The sequence below is a fragment of the Mycobacterium sp. ACS4331 genome, from assembly GCF_001667265.1.
Taxonomy (GTDB): domain Bacteria; phylum Actinomycetota; class Actinomycetes; order Mycobacteriales; family Mycobacteriaceae; genus Mycobacterium.
Window position 1 is genome coordinate 45,077 of record NZ_LZHW01000073.1, and the last position, 15,964, is coordinate 61,040.

Here is a 15,964-nt window from a genome sequence, read left to right on the forward strand (position 1 = left end):
AGTCGCATGACGCATCACTGAGATTCAGATGAAGCGGGCCCCCTTCGACAGTGTCGAAGGGGGCCCGTTCGTCGTCAGACCACTCGAATCACCGCAGCCAGGCGCCGATCCGTTCGACCGCGGCGTCGATGTCGGCAGTCGGCCCGGCGAAGGACAGCCGCACATACGAACCACCGCGGGTGGTGTCGAAGTCGACCCCGGGGGCGATCGCCAGACCGGTGTCGGCCAGCAGGCGCTCGCAGAAGGACAGCGAGTCGTCGGTGTACTTCGAGACGTCGGCGTACACGTAGAACGCCCCGTCGGTGGGCGCCAACCTGTCGAGTCCAATGCCCCGCAGACCGTCCAGCAGACGGGTCCGGTTGGCGCCGTAGTGCTCAAGATGTCCCTCGGCCTCGGCCACCGACTCGGGGGTGAAGGCGGCGACGGCGGCGACCTGCGACAGCGACGGCGGGCAGATGGTGAAGTTGCCGGTCAGGCAGTCCACGGTGCGCCGTAAGGACTTGGGCACCAGCAGCCAGCCGAGTCGCCATCCGGTCATCGCGAAGTACTTCGAGAAACTGTTGACCACGAACGCATCGCGCGACGTGCTCCAGGCGCAACTGGTCTGCGGCGCACCGGGATACACCAGACCGTGGTAGACCTCATCGCTGATCAGGCGGACACCCGAGTCCGCCGCCCATGTGGCGATCGCGGCCAGCTCCTCCGGCGGGATCACGGTCCCGGTCGGGTTGGCCGGGCTGGCCACGATCACACCGTCGAGCGGGTGTTCGGCGTGCGCCTCGGCCAGCATCGCCTGGGTCGGCTGGAACCGGGTGTCGGGGCCGCAGGGCAGTTCGACGACCTCGCACCCGAGCGCCGAGAGGATGTTGCGGTAACACGGGTAGCCCGGGCTGGTGACCACGACACGGTCGCCGACGTCGAAGCACGCCAGGAACGCGAGCAGGAATCCACCCGAGGATCCGGTGGTGATCACGACGTCGTCCCGGTCGACGTTCACGCCGTGGTTGACCGCGTAGGACGCCGCGATCGCATCACGCAGCTCCGGGATCCCCAACGCGACCGTGTAGCCGAGTTGGTTGGCCTCCAACGCGGCCGCAGCCGCGGCGCGCACAGGCTCGGTCGCGCCGACGCTGGGTTGCCCTGCCGACAGATTGACCAGGTCGCCGTGGGTGCGCTGACGTTCGGCGGCGGCCAACCAGACATCCATGACGTAGAACGGCGGGATGCCCGCCCGCAGCGCGGTCTTCACGTTATGAGGCTACGTCAGCGCCTCGGCCTCGAGACTGCGCAGGAACTCGGCCGGCTGACCGAGCAGCTGCGCGGTGCCGTGTGCCCGTTTGAAGTACAGCTGGATGTCGTGCTCCCACGTGATCGCGATGCCGCCGTGGATCTGGACTGCCTCGGCGACGACGTCGGTGAAGGCCTCTGACGCGGTGATGTGCGCCAGCGCGGCGGTGGTCGGGGTCAGGTCCGCGACGGCCTCCTCGACGACGGCTCCGGCGGTCTGCACCTTGACGTACAGGTCGGCCATCCGGTGCTTGAGGGCCTGGAAGCTGCCGATCGGCCGGCCGAACTGCACGCGCTCCTTGGCGTAGGAGACGGTCAGGTCCAGGCAGCGTGCGGCCGCGCCCACGGATTCGGCGGCGAGCAGGACGGCCGCGGTGTCGGCCAGGCCGGGATCGGCGCCCAGGGGCTCACTGGCGCTGGGGGTCAGCTTGGCCAGGCGGCGCGTGCGATCCATGGTCGGGTGAGCCACACCGCTGAACTCGGTCCACCGGATCAGGGCGCCCTCGGCGACACCCACCACCACATCAGCGGCGTCGCCGTGGATGACGTAGTCGGGGTCGAACGCGACCGCGCCGACCGCTGCCCCGGCGGCCAACTGTTCGAGGGTCTCGGTATCCGGCTCGTCGGCGGCCAGCAGCGCCAACTCGACGAGCGTCGTGCCGAGCAGGGGAGTGGGGACCAGCGCGCGGCCCAGTTCGGTGAAGACCGCTGCGGCGTCGGCCAACTCGCCGCCGGCACCGCCGAACTCCTCCGGAACCACCAGGGCGGCCACGCCGACCTGTTCGCACAGCATCTCCCAGAGCTTGGCGTCGTAGCCCAACTCGGAGTCCATCGCCGCGCGAACCTGTTCGGGTCCAGCGTGTTTGGCGACGAGGTCGCGGACCGTCTGCGTGAGCAGGTTACGTTCGTCAGACATCTACAGTGCCTCCAACAGCCGTCGACGGTGTGCGGTCGGGGTTCCCCACGCCGAGCGCAGCGCCTGCACCCGCAGCAGGAGCAGTCCCAGATCATGTTCCTGGGTGAAGCCGATCGCCCCGTGGGTCTGCAGCGCCGAACGCGCAGCGAGCAGGCCCGCATCGGCGGCGGCGACCTTGGCCGCACTGACGTCGCGCGCGGTGTCCGGCGTCCGCCCCGCCAGCGACAGCGCCGCACCGTAGACCAGGGGGCGGGCCAGTTCGAGAGCGATGTGCACGTCAGCGAGCTTGTGTTTGATCGCCTGATACGAGCCGATCACTCGACCGAACTGCGTGCGCTGCTTGGCATATTCCACCGAGGCGTCCAGCAGGGCCTGGCCCGCGCCCACCAGCTGTGCGGCGACCGCCAGTGCGCCGAATTCGCTCGCCAGCGTGACGTCGGCGTCCCAACCCTCACCGGCGGCCGTCACGTCGAACAGGGTGCGACTCGGGTCGACCGAAGCGTGCGCCTCGCCCGCGCTGCCCTCCCGGACCTGCTGCGCCTCGGCCACCAGGACCAGACCCGCGAAGTCGGCGTTGACCGCGCGCGGCTGGGTCGGTGCGCTGACGGTGGCGACCAGTTCACCGGCGGCCAGGGCGGCGCTGCGCTCGTCGGCCGAGAGCAGGATCGGCGCGACCGCAACGGATTCGGTGACCGGGCCGGGGACACACCAGTAGCCCAACCGCTCGCAGGCCACCACGAGATCGACCGGGGACGCTCCGATGCCGTCGTGCTCCTCGGCGACGTTGAGGGCGGTCACGCCCAGATCGGCCAGCGTCGACCACACTTTGCGGCCCGGACCGGTGTCACCGTCGGCCCACGCCCGCACGGCCGCGGGAAGATCCCCGGCACCGAGAGCGGCGTCGATGCTGGCCGCGAAGTCCCGCTGCTGTTCATCGGTGTCGAATTTCATTTGGCTTTGGCCTCTCGGGGCAGTCCCAGCAGTCGCTCGGCGATGATGTTGCGCTGAATCTCGTTGGTGCCCGCATAGATCGGTCCGCCGAGCGCGAAAAGGTAGGCGTCACTCCAGGAATCGGCGAGTTCGCCGTCGGCGCCCTGGAGATCCAGCGCGGTCTGATGGATGTCGACGTCCAGCTCAGACCAGAACACCTTGGTCACCGAGGACTCCGCACCCAGCTCGCCGCCGGAGGCCAGCCTGGTCACCGTGCCGAAGGTCTGCAGTCGGTAGGCCTGGGCCCTGATCCAGGCGTCGGCGACGCGGTCGGTGAAGATGTCGCGAACCGCGCTGTCCGGCTGCTCCTTCCACAGTCCGACAAGTCGTTCCGCCGCGGCGGTGAACCGGGCGGGGCTGCGCAGTGACATGCCGCGTTCGTTGCTCGACGTGCTCATCGCCGCGCGCCAACCTTCGCCGACCACCCCGATGACGTCCTCGTCCGGGACGAACACGTCGTCGAGGAAGATCTCGCCGAATCCGGTGTCACCGCCGAGCTGGGCGATGGGCCGCACGGTGATCCCCTCGGCCTTGAGGTCGAACATGAAGTAGGTCAGGCCGTGGTGGCGCTGCGCGGTCGGGTCGGAGCGGAACAGTCCGAAGGCCCGGTCGCCGAACGGGGCCCGTGAGCTCCAGATCTTCTGACCGTTGAGTTTCCAGCCGCCGTCGGTTCTGGTGGCGGTGGAGCGCAGGGAGGCGAGGTCGCTGCCGGACTCGGGCTCGGACCAGGCCTGCGCCCAGATCTCCTCACCGCTGGCCATTTTCGGAAGCACCCGGGCCAGCTGTTCTTCTGTGCCGTGGGCGAACAGCGTGGGGGCCAGCATCGAGGTGCCGTTCGCACTCGCGCGACCGGGTGCGCCGGCGTGGAAGTACTCCTCCTCGTAGACCACCCACTGCAGCAGTGTGGCGTCGCGTCCGCCGTACTCCTTCGGCCAGGTGATCACCGAGAGGCCGGCGTCGAAGAGGATCTTGTCCCAGCGCCTGTGCTGTTCGAAACCCTCCGCGGTGTCGTAGGACTCGGTGGGGAAGTCGGCGCGATGGGATTCCAGGAAGTCACGCACCTCAGTGCGGAACGCCGCGGTCTCTTCGTCGAAGTCGAGGTCCATCAGACCCTTTCCCTTAGCTGTGGTTTGACCACCTTGCCACCGGGGTTGCGGGGCAGGGTGTCGATGAACTCCACGAAACGTGGCACCTTGAAATTGGCCAGGTGTTCACGCGTGTACGCGATGACAGCCTGTTCGTCGATGTCGGCGCCCGGAAGACGGACGACGAAGGCCTTGCCGACCTCACCGAGGCGTTCGTCGGGGACGCCGATCACGGCGGCCTCGGCGACGCCCGGAAGGCGCGCCAACACCTGTTCGATCTCGGCGGGGTACACATTGAACCCGCCGCAGATGTACATGTCCTTGAGCCGGTCGGTGATGCGCAGATTGCCGTCAGCGTCGACAGTTCCGACATCACCGGTGTGCAGCCATCCCTCGGAATCGATGGCTGCGGCCGTGGCCTCGGGATCGTCGAGATAGCCCAGCATGACGTTCGGCCCGCGCAGCAGCACCTCACCCGCTTCGCCGGGCTGTGGACTGTCGATGCGCAGTTCGAAGTCGGCGATCGGGCGTCCACATGTCGTGGCCACCGTCACGGCGTCGTCCTCGGCGCGGCACATCGTGCCGAATCCGGCGGCCTCGGTGAGGCCGTAGGCCGTCAGGACGGTGTCGATGTCGAGTTCGGACTGCATGCGCTCGATCAGCACCACCGGGACGACGGCGGCGCCGGTCACCGCGAAACGCAGTGAGCCCAGGTTGAATTCACCGCGCTTGGGGTGGTCGAGGAGAGTCTGGTAGATGGTCGGCGGCCCAGGCAGCACGGTGGCGTGATGCTCGGCGACCGCCCGCATGGCCTGTTCGGGGTCGAAGGTCAACTGCGGGATCAGCGTCGCCCCGGTCTGAAGGCACGCCAGGATCCCGGCCTTGTAGCCGAAGTTGTGGAAGAACGGGTTGATGCACAGGTAGCGATCCCTGCTGGTGACCTGGCCGCAGGCCGCCCACGCCGCCGATCCGGCCAGTGACTGCCGGTGTGCGCACAACACCCCCTTGCTGCGGCCCGTGGTGCCGGAGGTGAACAGGATGTCCGAGACGTCGTCGGGGCCCACGGCCTGCGCGCGTGCGTCAGCGGTGGCCAGCGCCGCGTCGTCGTCGCCGGTGGCGACGAACTCGTCCCAGGTGCCGTCGTCGGTGTCGATCGGGACGCGCACGATGTGTCGCAGCTCGGGAAGTCGGGTGCGATCGAGGTCGGCGGCGCGGTCGGCGCCGAGGAACACCCCCGACGCGATCAGCAGCGGCGTCTGCGTGCGGGCGAGGATGTCCTCTGCCTCGGCCGCGGTGTAGCGGGTGTTCAGAGGCACCACGACGGCCCCCGCCCAGTGCGTGGCCAGGCAGGCGACCACCCAGTGCCACGTGTTCGGCGACCAGATCGCCACGCGGTCGCCCGCTGCCACGCCGTGCTGCACCAGCGCGGCCGCGGCCCGGCGCACCTCGTCGCGGAGCTGGGCGTAGGTGAGGGCGCGATCAGCGGTGATCACGGCTTCGTGGTCGGGCAGTGTTCGGGAGATCCGGTCCAGCACCGCAGGCGTGGTCTGCGGGACGCTCGTCATCGGTGGCTCCTTACCCGTATTGCCTGCTTGTTCAGCGCGTACCGGCGCTCTCCGGCGCGGATCGTCACCGGGCTAACAAAGCAAGTGCTTGGTAGGTTAGCCTACAGGGATGGAGGAGGTCCAGAAGTTCCGGGCGGAGGTCCGCGAGTGGCTCGCCGACAACTTGGTCGGTGAATTCGCCGCGCTCAAAGGCCTCGGTGGTCCCGGTCGTGAACACGAGGCGTTCGAGGAACGGCGCGCCTGGAATCAGCACCTGGCCAAGGCCGGTCTGACCTGCCTGGGCTGGCCTGTCGAGCACGGCGGGCGGGGCCTGTCGGTCGCGCACCGCGTCGCGTTCTATGAGGAGTATGCCCGCGCCGACGCCCCCGACAAGGTGAATCACTTCGGTGAGGAACTGCTCGGTCCGACGCTCATCGCGTTCGGGACACCGGAGCAGCAGCAGCGCTTTCTGCCGCGCATCCTCGACGTCACCGAGCTGTGGTGCCAGGGCTACTCCGAACCCGGCGCCGGCAGCGATCTGGCCAACGTGTCCACCACGGCCGAACTCGACGGCGACCAGTGGGTCATCAATGGCCAGAAGGTGTGGACGTCGCTGGCGCACTGGGCGCAGTGGTGCTTCGTGGTGGCCCGCACCGAGAAGGGGTCGAAGCGGCACTCCGGCCTGTCGTACCTCCTTGTCCCGCTGGATCAACCCGGCGTTGAGGTCCGTCCGATCGTGCAGCTGACCGGCGACTCGGAGTTCAACGAGGTCTTCTTCGACGACGCCCGCACGGACGCGTCGCTCGTGGTCGGCGAGCCGGGCGATGGCTGGCGCGTGGCCATGGGCACGCTGACCTTCGAGCGGGGTGTCTCGACGCTGGGTCAGCAGATCCGTTACGCGCGTGAGCTTTCCGGCATCGTCGCGCTGGCGCGAAGCAACGGCACCATCGACGACCCGCTGATCCGCGAGCGGCTGACTCGGGCGTGGGTGGGACTGCGCTCGATGCGGTCGTACGCGCTGGCGACCATGGACGTGGAGCGGCCGGGGCAGGACAACGTCTCCAAGCTGCTGTGGGCCAACTGGCACCGTGGGCTCGGTGAGTTGGCCATGGACGTCGCGGGCAGGGAAGGCCTGGTGCTCAAGGAGGCCGGCGATTCGGTCGACTTCGACGAATGGCAGCGGCTCTACCTGTTCTCCCGCGCCGACACGATCTACGGCGGCTCGAACGAGATCCAGCGCAACATCATCGCCGAGCGCGTGCTCGGCCTGCCGAGGGAAGTCAAAGGATGACGCTTTCGATCGCACCCAAGGAGATCGACGGACACGGCCTGCTCACGGGCAAGGTCGTGGTGATCACGGCCGCGGCCGGCACCGGAATCGGGTCGGCGGCGGCCCGTCGTGCGCTCGCCGAGGGCGCGGACGTCCTGATCTCCGACTTCCATGAGCGCCGACTCGGTGAGACCAGGGACGAACTCGCCGCTCTTGGCCTGGGCCGGGTGGACTCGGTCGTCTGTGACGTGACGTCATCGGAGGCCGTCGACGCCCTGATCGCGTCGGCCGCCGACAAGATGGGCCGCATCGACGTCCTGATCAACAACGCCGGTCTCGGTGGGCAGACGGCAGTGGTCGACATGACCGATGACGAGTGGGACCGGGTTCTCAACGTCACGCTCACGTCGGTGATGCGCGCGACCCGCGCGGCACTGCGCTACTTCCGCGACGCCGGTCACGGTGGCGTGATCGTCAACAATGCGAGCGTATTGGGTTGGCGTGCACAGCATTCCCAGTCCCACTACGCCGCCGCCAAGGCGGGTGTGATGGCCCTGACCCGGTGCAGCGCGATCGAGGCGGTCGAGTACGGCGTGCGGATCAACGCGGTGTCGCCGAGCATCGCACGGCACAAGTTCCTGGAGAAGACCAGTTCGGCTGATCTGCTGGACCGGCTGGCCTCCGATGAGGCCTTCGGTCGCGCGGCCGAGCCCTGGGAGGTCGCCGCCACCATGGCGTTCCTGGCCAGCGACTACGCGAGCTACCTCACCGGTGAGGTCATCTCGGTGTCGTCGCAGCGCGCCTGAGCGATGTGACCGATCCGCTGACCGTCCGCGCGTGACCTAACAAGTGCTTGGTTGGTAGGATTGCGAGATGGCGCCGGATACGCCCAGCCCTCCCGTCAGCCGACGCGACGAACTGCTCGCGCTGGCTGCCTCGATGATGGCCGAGCGCGGCCTGAAGGCCACCACGGTGCGGGACATCGCCGACGCCGCCGGGATCCTGTCCGGAAGCCTGTACCACCACTTCTCCTCGAAAGAGGAGATGGTCGACGAGGTGCTGCGCAGCTTCCTGGACTGGCTGTTCGCGCGCTATCAGGAGATCATCGACAGCGAGCCCAATCCCCTGGAGCGGCTCAAGGGACTGTTCATGGCGTCATTCGAGGCCATCGAGCACCGTCACGCGCAGGTCGTGATCTACCAGGACGAGGCCAAGCGACTGTCCTCCCAGCCTCGGTTCTCCTACGTCGACGCCCGCAATCGCGAGCAGCGCAAGATGTGGGTCGACGTGCTCAACCAGGGCATCGCCGAGGGGGTCTTCCGGCCCGACCTCGACGTGGACCTGGTCTACCGATTCATCCGTGACACCACGTGGGTGTCCGTGCGTTGGTATCAGCCCGACCGTGGACTGACGGCCGAACAGGTCGGAAGGCAGTACCTGTCCATCGTCCTCGGCGGAATCACCAACAGTCCTGCAGTGCAACCCAATTCGAAGGAGAAAAGAGATGGCTGAGGCGTACGTCATCGACGCTGTGCGCACCGCGGTCGGTAAGCGCAACGGTTCGCTGGCCGGAGTGCACCCGGTGGATCTCGGGGCGCTCGGCTGGCGCGCACTCTTCGACCGGGTCGACGACGTGATCGCCGGCTGCCTGGACACCATCGGCGGTCAGGCCGGCAACATCGGCCGACTGTCCTGGCTGGCCGCCGGATTCCCCGAAGAGGTTCCCGGCGTCACCGTGGATCGGCAGTGCGGCTCCAGTCAGCAGGCCATCTCCTTTGGCGCACAGGCGATCATGTCCGGCACCGCTGACCTGATCGTGGCCGGTGGCATGCAGAACATGAGCCAGATCCCGATCAGTTCGGCGATGACGGTGGCCGAACCGTTCGGGTTCACCTCGCCCACCAACGAGTCGAAGTCCTGGCTGCACCGCTACGGCGACCAGGAGATCTCCCAGTTCCGCGGTTCCGAACTGATCGCGGAGAAGTGGAACATCTCCCGCGAGGAGATGGAGCGGTACGCGCTCACCAGCCACGAGAGGGCCTTCGCTGCGATCCGCGCCGGGCACTTCGACAACGAGATCGTGACGGTGGAGACCGAGCACGGGCCGTTCCGCGTCGACGAGGGTCCGCGCGAGTCGTCCCTGGAGAAGATGGCCGGCCTCAAGACCCTGGTCGAGGGTGGCCGCATCACGGCTGCGATGGCCAGCCAGATCTCCGACGGCGCCAGCGCGGTGCTGCTGGCCTCCGAGCAGGCGGTCAAGGACCACGGCCTCAAGCCGCGCGCCCGGATCCATCACATCAGCGCCCGCGGCGCCGACCCGGTGTTCATGCTGACCGGTCCCATCCCGGCGACGCGCTACGCGCTGGAGAAGACGGGCCTGTCGATCGACGACATCGACACCGTCGAGATCAACGAAGCCTTTGCGCCGGTGGTCATCTCGTGGCTCAAGGAGATCAAGGCCGATCCCGAGAAGGTGAACCCCAGTGGCGGCGCCATCGCGCTCGGGCATCCGCTGGGCGCCACGGGCGCCAAGCTGTTCACCACCATGCTGAACACGCTGGAGCGCACGGGTGGTCGCTACGGTCTGCAGACCATGTGCGAGGGCGGCGGCACCGCCAACGTCACCATCATCGAGCGACTCTGAGCTTCCTTTACCCGCGATCGAGCTTCTCTACCGCGAGCGGGCTGGGGTCCCCGCTCGCGGGGCGTCTGTACGCAACACTCCGGTGAAATGCGTACAAATCCGGCCGCTCGTCGGGCTTTCCGGGGCTAGTGCTCGTGCAGGATCACGCCGCGGATGTTGCGACCCGCCCGCATGTCCTCGTACCCGAGGTTGACCTCGCCGAGCTTGTACTCGTGGGTGACCGCCTCGTCGAGCAGCAGCTTGCCCTCGCGATACAGGCTGAGCAGGCGTGGGATGTCGGCCCGCGGGTTGGCTTCGCCGTAGAGGCTGCCCAGCAGCCGCTTTTGGAACAGCGTGAACATCGTCATCGACAGCGTTGGGGTGACGTCCTCCACGGCGGCGATCGCGGTCATGACGACGGCCCCGCCCTTGCGGATGATGTTGGCGGCCTCCTCGAGCATGGCTCCTTGGAGCAGGCCCATCGTCAGGATCGCGGAATCGGCCATCACGCCCCGGGTCAGGTCCGCAACCAGGGCCGTGGCTTCCGGCATCGAGGTGACAAAGTGCGTCGCCCCGAACTCAATTGCCTTGTCCCGCTTGGACCCGACGATGTCGACGACAACGATGTGTTCCGCACCGGCCAGTCGGGCGCCCTGGATCGCGCCGCTGCCGATGCCGCCGCAGCCGATCACCACCACGGTGTCACCCGGTCTGACGTCGGCGGTGTTGACCGCCGAACCCCAACCGGTGGTGATCCCGCAGCCGAGCAGGCAGGCCCGCGACAGCGGCAGATCGTCGTCGATCTTGACCACCGAGGCCACCGGCACGGTGCCGTACTGCGAGAACGTCCCCACCAGCGCGATCACGCCGACGTCCTGCCCGCTGCTGGTGTGGCGCCGGTAGCTGCCGTCCAGTTGGGTGCCGGTCATGATGAAAGCGCCCAAGTCGCAGAGGTTCTGGTGACCAGTGGAGCAGAACCGGCATCGCCCGCACGCGGGAAGGAAGGACGCGACGACGTGGTCTCCGGGCTTGAGGCCCTGCACACCCGGGCCGACCTCCTGAACAATACCCGCACCCTCGTGCCCGCCGATCAGCGGCAGCGGCGCGGGCAGGTCACCGGTGCGGACGTGCTCGTCCGAGTGGCACAGTCCGGTGGCCTCCCACGACACCAGAACCTCCCCGTCCTTCGGCGGGTCGAGATCGATCTCCTCGATGGTCCAGTCACCACCGAACTCCCAGAGAATCGCAGCATTCGTCTTCATGGGCCCACCTCCGGGTGACGCGATGTGTCTGCGCCCCGAGTGTAGGAAGGGCGTGCGGCCGCGGAGGCGGATTTGACCAACGCCGATTCGCGTACGTCAGTGCAGGGCCAGGACCAGGCCCGCCATGGCGATGAGCCAACTCGCGAAACTGCCGACCAGAAAGTACTCGGTGACCGCGTCGATGCCCGACCCGTTCTCCTCCTTGCGTTGGGCATTCAACTCCGGGAACCGGATGATGCCCTTGGCCGCGACCACCGCGGACGCCGCCCCGAGCTGCCCGCCCAGACCCAGGCCGACGATGAGCAGGCGCTCCATCGGCCCGAGCAGTCTGCCGCCCTTGAGGCGGTCCGAGGGCTGGGGTTCACCGACTGGCCGCACCGCGCCGACAGCGCCAAGGATCAAGCGCACCAACTGATTCGCCGTGACGAGTTGCAGCAGGATCACGCCGACGATCATCAATGCGCGGTTCGGGTCGAGGTGTCCGAGACCCACCCAGTCCAGCCAGCGGTTGAGCAGGCCGCCAGCGGGTGACGTCCACCCCGCGAGGATGAGCGGCAGTCCCACACCGAGACCGAACGTCGTCAGGGCCGAACCCTGGCGCGTACCCGTCCGTTCGGCGCGAGCCGACAGCAGGACCCAGAGCACCGACAACGCCGCCGCCGCGGTGAGCAGGACGATGTCGCCGGGACGCCACAGCGCGCCGACCACGGCGCACGCCAGGACCGTGACGGGGCCCGTGGCCAACGGCAGCCAACGGGCTCCGGTGAGTCTGCGGCAGATGTCCGCAGCGCCGACGGCGATCAGGAACACCGCCAGTGCGCTCATCGCACGCCCCGAAGCTCTTCGGCGGTTGTCAGCAGCAGATCGAGACCGTCCCGGCCGGCGCGCTGTGACACCGCCGACGCGCTGATCTGCTCTGTCACCGCCAACTCCTTCTTGGATCGCCCCTGCCGCAGTCCGGTCAGGATTCGCAGGGAGCGCTGGTCCAACGATCCAAGCAGATGGTCCCGACACATCAGAGCGGCGTTGACGGCACGTGGATCGGGGCCGTCGGTGGGGGCGAGTCGGTAGGCCGTCCGGACATGGGCCAGACCCGACTGCTGCTGGGCTGCTGCGATCCATTCGATGGCTTCGCGGGCCGCCCACCATCCGGGACCGTCCTGGATTCCGGAGTCCGTGTCGAGTCGGGCGACCTCACCCCAGCCGATGCCGAATCGGATGTCGATGTCGGGGGCGACAGCCAGGCGTATCGACAGTGCGGCGTCGACCGCGTGGCCGACGGTGTCGTAGCTGCCCTGGAACTCGTCGCCGACCGTCAGGGCGGGGGCGTCGACGGCATGCTCGGTCACCGAGGTCAGTGCCAGGGCTGCCGAGAGTCGCCGATGCAGTGCCTGCCGGTCGGGATGGCTGCGTGATCCGACGACGTCGCCGATCAGCGGCGCCACAACCAATGAAGTGCCCGTCTTCACTGAAGCCATATGAAGACTATAGCTTCATTATGAAGAAATGAAGCTGATCACTTCAGTCTGAGATGGCTCCTGCTGCCGACCGCAGGTGTCGCACCGCGTCGTCGACGATCGAGTCGATCAACTCGGCGCACGACGGCAGGTCGTCGAGGATGCCCGCGACCTGGCCCGACGCCAGCACGCCGGCCTCGGTGTTGCCCTCGACCAGGCCGGCCTTGAGCAGCATCGGAGTGTTGGCCGCCATCACGACCTGAGACCAGGTGAGGTCCTTGCCGTGCCGCATCGCCAGGCCGTCGCTGATCATCGAACGCCAGGACATGCCTGTCATCTTCTTGAACTTCTGTGCGTTGCCGATCGCTGCGCTGAACCCGCGCACGCGAGATCCGCTCTCAAGCTTCTCGACCAGGCCGGTACGAAGCACCCGGTGCGGCATCCCGTCGACGCGGGTGGACACCACCGTGCCGTCCAGGCCGGACTCGAGGTATCGACGTTTCACGTCGTCGGGAACGGTGGAGTCCGACGTGAGGAGGAACCGCGTGCCCATCGCGACGCCCGCCGCGCCATAGGACAACGCCGCGGCCAAGCCACGCCCGTCGAAGAACCCGCCCGCGGCCACGACCGGCATGCCGGTGTCGGCGACGGCGTCGAGCACCGACGGCAGCAGCAGGGTCGTGGCGACCGGCCCGGTGTGACCTCCGCCCTCACCACCCTGCACGATGACGGCGTCGGCGCCCCAACCGGCGACCTTTTTGGCGTGTTTGGCCGCACCCACAGACGGGATCACCACGACGCCGGCCTCTTTGAGCTTGGCGATGAGATCCGGTTTGGGAGCCAAAGCGAAGGAGGCGACTTTGACTCCTTCGCGGATCAGGAGGTCGACGCGCTCGTTCGCGTCGCCGGCGTCGGCGCGGATGTTGATGCCGAACGGTTTGTCGGTGGCCGCCTTGACCTTGCTCACGGCGGTCTGCAGTTCCTCGAGCGTCATGGTCGCCGACGCCAGGATGCCGAGTCCGCCCGCGTTCGAGGTCGCCGACACCAGCCGTGCTCCGGCCACCCAGCCCATGCCGGTCTGCACGACCGGGTGCTCGATTCCGACGAGCTCAGTCAGCGCGGTCTTGAGCTTGGTCATGCGCGCACTTCTTTGTCGCGCAACGCCTTCGGGTCGAGTTCGGCGATGAGTTCCAGCTCCTGCGCGGAGGGCAGTCGCGTCACCTCGGCCTCGCCGAGACCGTGCACCTCGAACGAGGTGTTCTCGGCGACCTGATCCGCCTCGACGCCGGGATGCAGCGACACTGCCCGCATCGTGTGGTCGGGCCCGTTGAAATCGAACACACCGAGGTTGGTGACAACGCGGTGGATGTTGGCGAACCGGTAGGCCGGGTTGTCCGAATCCACCTTGTCCCAGCCGATTCCGGACACGATGTCGACCGAGTCGCAGAACACGCGCGTGGAGTGGTTGCCCACCCAGTAGCTGGTCGCGTGGTTGATCGTGTTGCCCGGGGCGCCGCGCACACCGAACATCTGGCGGGTCGGCTGCTGAATCGGTCCGAAGGCCGACAGGTTCTGGTTGCCGAATCGGTCGATCTGGTTGGCGCCCATGACAACGTGGCGTCGGCCCCATGCCAGGGTCTCGAAGACCCGTCCGAACGGCATCCAGCCCTCGATCGCGGCGGGCGCTCCGATCGCCGGGGTGTCGGCGATCAGTCGGGCCTCACCGTCGGTGAGGACGATGTCGGGGGAGAAGGTCAACCGGGCCAACCTGGCGCCGATCGAGACGATGGTCGTCATCGGGCTGACCATGATCTCTCCCGCATCGCGGAACAGTTCGGCGCATGCGACGGTGCACACCTCGGCACGACTGGCGGAAATCACTTCGATGCCTCCTGAGCAGCCTTGAAATCCCGGACAGCGGCCTGGTAGTCGGCCTCACTGCCGGCCAGGTAGGTCTTGACGAACTCGGCCCAGCCCTCATCGGAACCAGCCGCCTCGGCGTAGTGCCGCTGGAATCTCTCGTCACGGCGGTAATCGGGCTCGGCGGTGGTGAAGTGGGCACCGCCCGGGGCCTCCACCACCGTGTCGACCATCATCCGGTTGACCAACAGCGCCTGTGGCGGAACGGATTTCACCAACTCTTCGGTGGAGACCACCTTCTCGACCGACAGCACGCGCCGCTGCGCGGCCATCAGGAACAGATCGTCGAAGTACGGGTCGATACCGGTGTAGGCCGCGTTTCCTCTTTCGTCACCGATGTTCAGATGCGCGAAGGCCACATCCAGGTTCAGTGCGGGCATGGCGATCAGTTCCTCGTACCCGTCGCCCGTGGGGTAGGGCGAGCGCACGGTCTTGAGTTCGTCCCCCCAGAAGCGGCGCACATCGCTGCCCAGCCCCGCGCGGATCGGCAGGAACGGCAGACGCTGCGCGGCCGCCTGCAACCCGCAACGCAGCATGCCCTCGTCCATCTCACGCGCCTCGATCGCACCCGAGGTGCGGGCCTTGGCGAACCAGGGGTCGTAGAACGGCGGCGAATCCAACGAGACGAAGCCGTAGTACACGCGCTTGACCTTCCCGGCCGAGCACAGCAGGCCAAGGTCCGGTCCGCCGTAGGTGACCACGGTGAGGTCGGTGACATCGGTGCGCAGCAGTGCCCGCACCAGCGCCATCGGCTTGCGCCGCGACCCCCAACCGCCGATACCGATCGTCATACCGCTCTCCACCGAGGCGACCGCCTCATCGAGCGTCGTGCGCTTGTCTGTCATGCCTTCTCGCCCTTCGAGGTTCCGGCGAACGCGTCGCGGTGCTCGTCGGAGACACCGGACAGGTTGAGTTCGAATGTGAAGCCCTGCTCCATGCGGTATCTCGCGTTGACGGGCTGGACGTCGATGAAGTTCAGCGCCTCCTTGGCGGCGCGGATCACCCGGGTGTCCTTGCTCGCGATGTCGCGGGCGACGCGCAGCGCGGACTCGTCGAGTTCGGCGCGCGGAACCACCTCGTGCACCGACCCGAAGTGGTGCAGGGTTTCGGCGCTCACGGTCGCGGCGGTGAAGAACAGTCGGCGCATCATGTGCTGTGGCACCAGACGCGACAGGTGGGTGGCCGCACCGAGGGCACCGCGTTCCACCTCGGGCAGGCCGAATTTCGCGTCATCGGACGCGACGATCACGTCCGCGTTGCCGACGAGGCCGATACCGCCGCCGACGCAGAAGCCGTTGACCGCGGCGACCACCGGAACCTCGCATTCGTAGACCGCTTTGAACGCTGCATAGCAGCCGCGGTTGGCGTCGATGAGCGCCGTGAAGCCCTCGGTGTTCTGCATCTCCTTGATGTCCACACCCGCGTTGAAGCCGCGGCCCTCGGCCCGCAGGATCACCACGTGGGTGCTGCGGTCGCGGCCCGCCGCGGTGATGGCGTCGGCGAGTTCGAACCAGCCCGCCGACGGGATGGCGTTGACCGGGGGGTAGTTGACGGTGACCGAGACGATGCCCGGTTCGACTGTCGTGGTGGTGATCGTCATCGAGTCACTT

At 67.7% G+C, this 15,964-nt stretch carries 16 protein-coding genes; 4 read left to right on the forward strand and 12 right to left on the reverse strand.

Annotated elements, in window-relative coordinates; all coding sequences use genetic code 11:
- Window positions 1-88: 88 nt before the first annotated feature.
- From A5727_RS17005 to fadD3, 5 genes are read right to left on the reverse strand one after another with little or no spacing between them, the layout of a single operon-like run.
- Complete coding sequence (locus A5727_RS17005) at window positions 89-1,207, reverse strand: pyridoxal phosphate-dependent aminotransferase (protein ID WP_068252228.1); 1,119 nt, start codon at window positions 1,205-1,207, stop codon at window positions 89-91.
- 51 nt (window positions 1,208-1,258) lie between these two features.
- Window positions 1,259-2,203, reverse strand: a complete 945-nt coding sequence (ipdE2, locus tag A5727_RS17010; protein WP_068251881.1) for an acyl-CoA dehydrogenase IpdE2 — start codon at window positions 2,201-2,203, stop codon at window positions 1,259-1,261.
- On the reverse strand, window positions 2,204-3,154 hold the full coding sequence (locus A5727_RS17015; RefSeq protein WP_068251883.1) for an acyl-CoA dehydrogenase family protein: 951 nt from the start codon (window positions 3,152-3,154) through the stop codon (window positions 2,204-2,206). It abuts the gene before it with no gap.
- The gene (locus tag A5727_RS17020; RefSeq protein ID WP_068251886.1) at window positions 3,151-4,299 is read right to left on the reverse strand and encodes an acyl-CoA dehydrogenase family protein; all 1,149 of its coding nucleotides are present in this window, start codon (window positions 4,297-4,299) and stop codon (window positions 3,151-3,153) included. The genes A5727_RS17015 and A5727_RS17020 overlap by 4 nt, the downstream gene beginning before the upstream one ends.
- Window positions 4,299-5,843: a 3-((3aS,4S,7aS)-7a-methyl-1,5-dioxo-octahydro-1H-inden-4-yl)propanoate--CoA ligase FadD3 gene (gene fadD3 / locus A5727_RS17025; protein WP_068251888.1), complete on the reverse strand. Its 1,545-nt coding sequence runs from the start codon at window positions 5,841-5,843 to the stop codon at window positions 4,299-4,301. Before fadD3 ends, A5727_RS17020 begins: the two co-directional genes overlap by 1 nt.
- Window positions 5,844-5,952: 109 nt before the next feature.
- Between fadD3 and ipdE1 the strand changes: the two genes are divergently transcribed.
- The 4 genes from ipdE1 (at window position 5,953) to fadA6 (ending at window position 9,736) form a co-directional block, all read left to right on the forward strand.
- Window positions 5,953-7,113 carry an acyl-CoA dehydrogenase IpdE1 gene (gene ipdE1 / locus A5727_RS17030; RefSeq protein ID WP_068251891.1) on the forward strand — a complete coding sequence of 387 codons (1,161 nt, stop codon included), beginning with the start codon at window positions 5,953-5,955 and terminating at the stop codon, window positions 7,111-7,113.
- The gene (gene ipdF / locus A5727_RS17035; RefSeq protein ID WP_068251893.1) at window positions 7,110-7,898 is read left to right on the forward strand and encodes a (5R,7aS)-5-hydroxy-7a-methyl-1-oxo-2,3,5,6,7,7a-hexahydro-1H-indene-carboxyl-CoA reductase; all 789 of its coding nucleotides are present in this window, start codon (window positions 7,110-7,112) and stop codon (window positions 7,896-7,898) included. Before ipdE1 ends, ipdF begins: the two co-directional genes overlap by 4 nt.
- A 67-nt stretch (window positions 7,899-7,965) precedes the next feature.
- On the forward strand, window positions 7,966-8,604 hold the full coding sequence (kstR2, locus tag A5727_RS17040; protein ID WP_068251897.1) for a TetR family transcriptional regulator KstR2: 639 nt from the start codon (window positions 7,966-7,968) through the stop codon (window positions 8,602-8,604).
- Entirely contained in the window at window positions 8,597-9,736 is a 1,140-nt protein-coding gene (gene fadA6, locus A5727_RS17045; protein WP_068251899.1) for a steroid 3-ketoacyl-CoA thiolase FadA6, read from the forward strand. The genes kstR2 and fadA6 overlap by 8 nt, the downstream gene beginning before the upstream one ends.
- 125 nt (window positions 9,737-9,861) lie before the next feature.
- Here the strand turns inward: fadA6 and A5727_RS17050 are convergent, their stop codons facing one another.
- The 7 genes from A5727_RS17050 to echA20 all read right to left on the reverse strand — a co-directional run bounded on the left by A5727_RS17050 (window position 9,862) and on the right by echA20 (window position 15,954).
- A complete protein-coding gene (locus A5727_RS17050; protein WP_068251901.1) occupies window positions 9,862-10,977 on the reverse strand; it encodes an NDMA-dependent alcohol dehydrogenase in 1,116 nt (371 codons plus the stop codon).
- 96 nt (window positions 10,978-11,073) lie between these two features.
- Window positions 11,074-11,802 (reverse strand): hypothetical protein, encoded by a 729-nt coding sequence (locus tag A5727_RS17055; protein ID WP_068251904.1) that lies wholly within the window; start codon window positions 11,800-11,802, stop codon window positions 11,074-11,076.
- Window positions 11,799-12,455 (reverse strand): SatD family protein, encoded by a 657-nt coding sequence (locus A5727_RS17060; RefSeq protein WP_068251907.1) that lies wholly within the window; start codon window positions 12,453-12,455, stop codon window positions 11,799-11,801. Before A5727_RS17060 ends, A5727_RS17055 begins: the two co-directional genes overlap by 4 nt.
- Window positions 12,456-12,498: 43 nt before the next feature.
- Window positions 12,499-13,572 (reverse strand): (3aS,4S,5R,7aS)-5-hydroxy-7a-methyl-1-oxo-octahydro-1H-indene-4-carboxyl-CoA dehydrogenase, encoded by a 1,074-nt coding sequence (ipdC, locus tag A5727_RS17065; protein WP_068251910.1) that lies wholly within the window; start codon window positions 13,570-13,572, stop codon window positions 12,499-12,501.
- Complete coding sequence (gene ipdB, locus A5727_RS17070; RefSeq protein WP_068251913.1) at window positions 13,569-14,315, reverse strand: cholesterol ring-cleaving hydrolase subunit IpdB; 747 nt, start codon at window positions 14,313-14,315, stop codon at window positions 13,569-13,571. The genes ipdC and ipdB overlap by 4 nt, the downstream gene beginning before the upstream one ends.
- Window positions 14,312-15,199, reverse strand: a complete 888-nt coding sequence (gene ipdA / locus A5727_RS17075; RefSeq protein WP_068251915.1) for a cholesterol ring-cleaving hydrolase subunit IpdA — start codon at window positions 15,197-15,199, stop codon at window positions 14,312-14,314. The genes ipdB and ipdA overlap by 4 nt, the downstream gene beginning before the upstream one ends.
- Window positions 15,196-15,954: a (7aS)-7a-methyl-1,5-dioxo-2,3,5,6,7,7a-hexahydro-1H-indene-carboxyl-CoA hydrolase gene (gene echA20 / locus A5727_RS17080; protein WP_068251918.1), complete on the reverse strand. Its 759-nt coding sequence runs from the start codon at window positions 15,952-15,954 to the stop codon at window positions 15,196-15,198. Before echA20 ends, ipdA begins: the two co-directional genes overlap by 4 nt.
- Window positions 15,955-15,964: the final 10 nt, after the last annotated feature.

Excerpts from the sequence above, each read along its gene's own strand:
- A5727_RS17005 (WP_068252228.1), bottom strand. The coding sequence starts at position 1,207 with ATGGATGTCTGGTTGGCCGCCGCCGAACGTCAGCGCACCCACGGCGAC.
- ipdE2 (WP_068251881.1), bottom strand. The coding sequence starts at position 2,203 with ATGTCTGACGAACGTAACCTGCTCACGCAGACGGTCCGCGACCTCGTC.
- A5727_RS17015 (WP_068251883.1), bottom strand. The coding sequence starts at position 3,154 with ATGAAATTCGACACCGATGAACAGCAGCGGGACTTCGCGGCCAGCATC.
- A5727_RS17020 (WP_068251886.1), bottom strand. The coding sequence starts at position 4,299 with ATGGACCTCGACTTCGACGAAGAGACCGCGGCGTTCCGCACTGAGGTG.
- fadD3 (WP_068251888.1), bottom strand. The coding sequence starts at position 5,843 with ATGACGAGCGTCCCGCAGACCACGCCTGCGGTGCTGGACCGGATCTCC.
- ipdE1 (WP_068251891.1), top strand. The coding sequence starts at position 5,953 with ATGGAGGAGGTCCAGAAGTTCCGGGCGGAGGTCCGCGAGTGGCTCGCC.
- ipdF (WP_068251893.1), top strand. The coding sequence starts at position 7,110 with ATGACGCTTTCGATCGCACCCAAGGAGATCGACGGACACGGCCTGCTC.
- kstR2 (WP_068251897.1), top strand. The coding sequence starts at position 7,966 with ATGGCGCCGGATACGCCCAGCCCTCCCGTCAGCCGACGCGACGAACTG.
- fadA6 (WP_068251899.1), top strand. The coding sequence starts at position 8,597 with ATGGCTGAGGCGTACGTCATCGACGCTGTGCGCACCGCGGTCGGTAAG.
- A5727_RS17050 (WP_068251901.1), bottom strand. The coding sequence starts at position 10,977 with ATGAAGACGAATGCTGCGATTCTCTGGGAGTTCGGTGGTGACTGGACC.
- A5727_RS17055 (WP_068251904.1), bottom strand. The coding sequence starts at position 11,802 with ATGAGCGCACTGGCGGTGTTCCTGATCGCCGTCGGCGCTGCGGACATC.
- A5727_RS17060 (WP_068251907.1), bottom strand. The coding sequence starts at position 12,455 with ATGGCTTCAGTGAAGACGGGCACTTCATTGGTTGTGGCGCCGCTGATC.
- ipdC (WP_068251910.1), bottom strand. The coding sequence starts at position 13,572 with ATGACCAAGCTCAAGACCGCGCTGACTGAGCTCGTCGGAATCGAGCAC.
- ipdA (WP_068251915.1), bottom strand. The coding sequence starts at position 15,199 with ATGACAGACAAGCGCACGACGCTCGATGAGGCGGTCGCCTCGGTGGAG.
- echA20 (WP_068251918.1), bottom strand. The coding sequence starts at position 15,954 with ATGACGATCACCACCACGACAGTCGAACCGGGCATCGTCTCGGTCACC.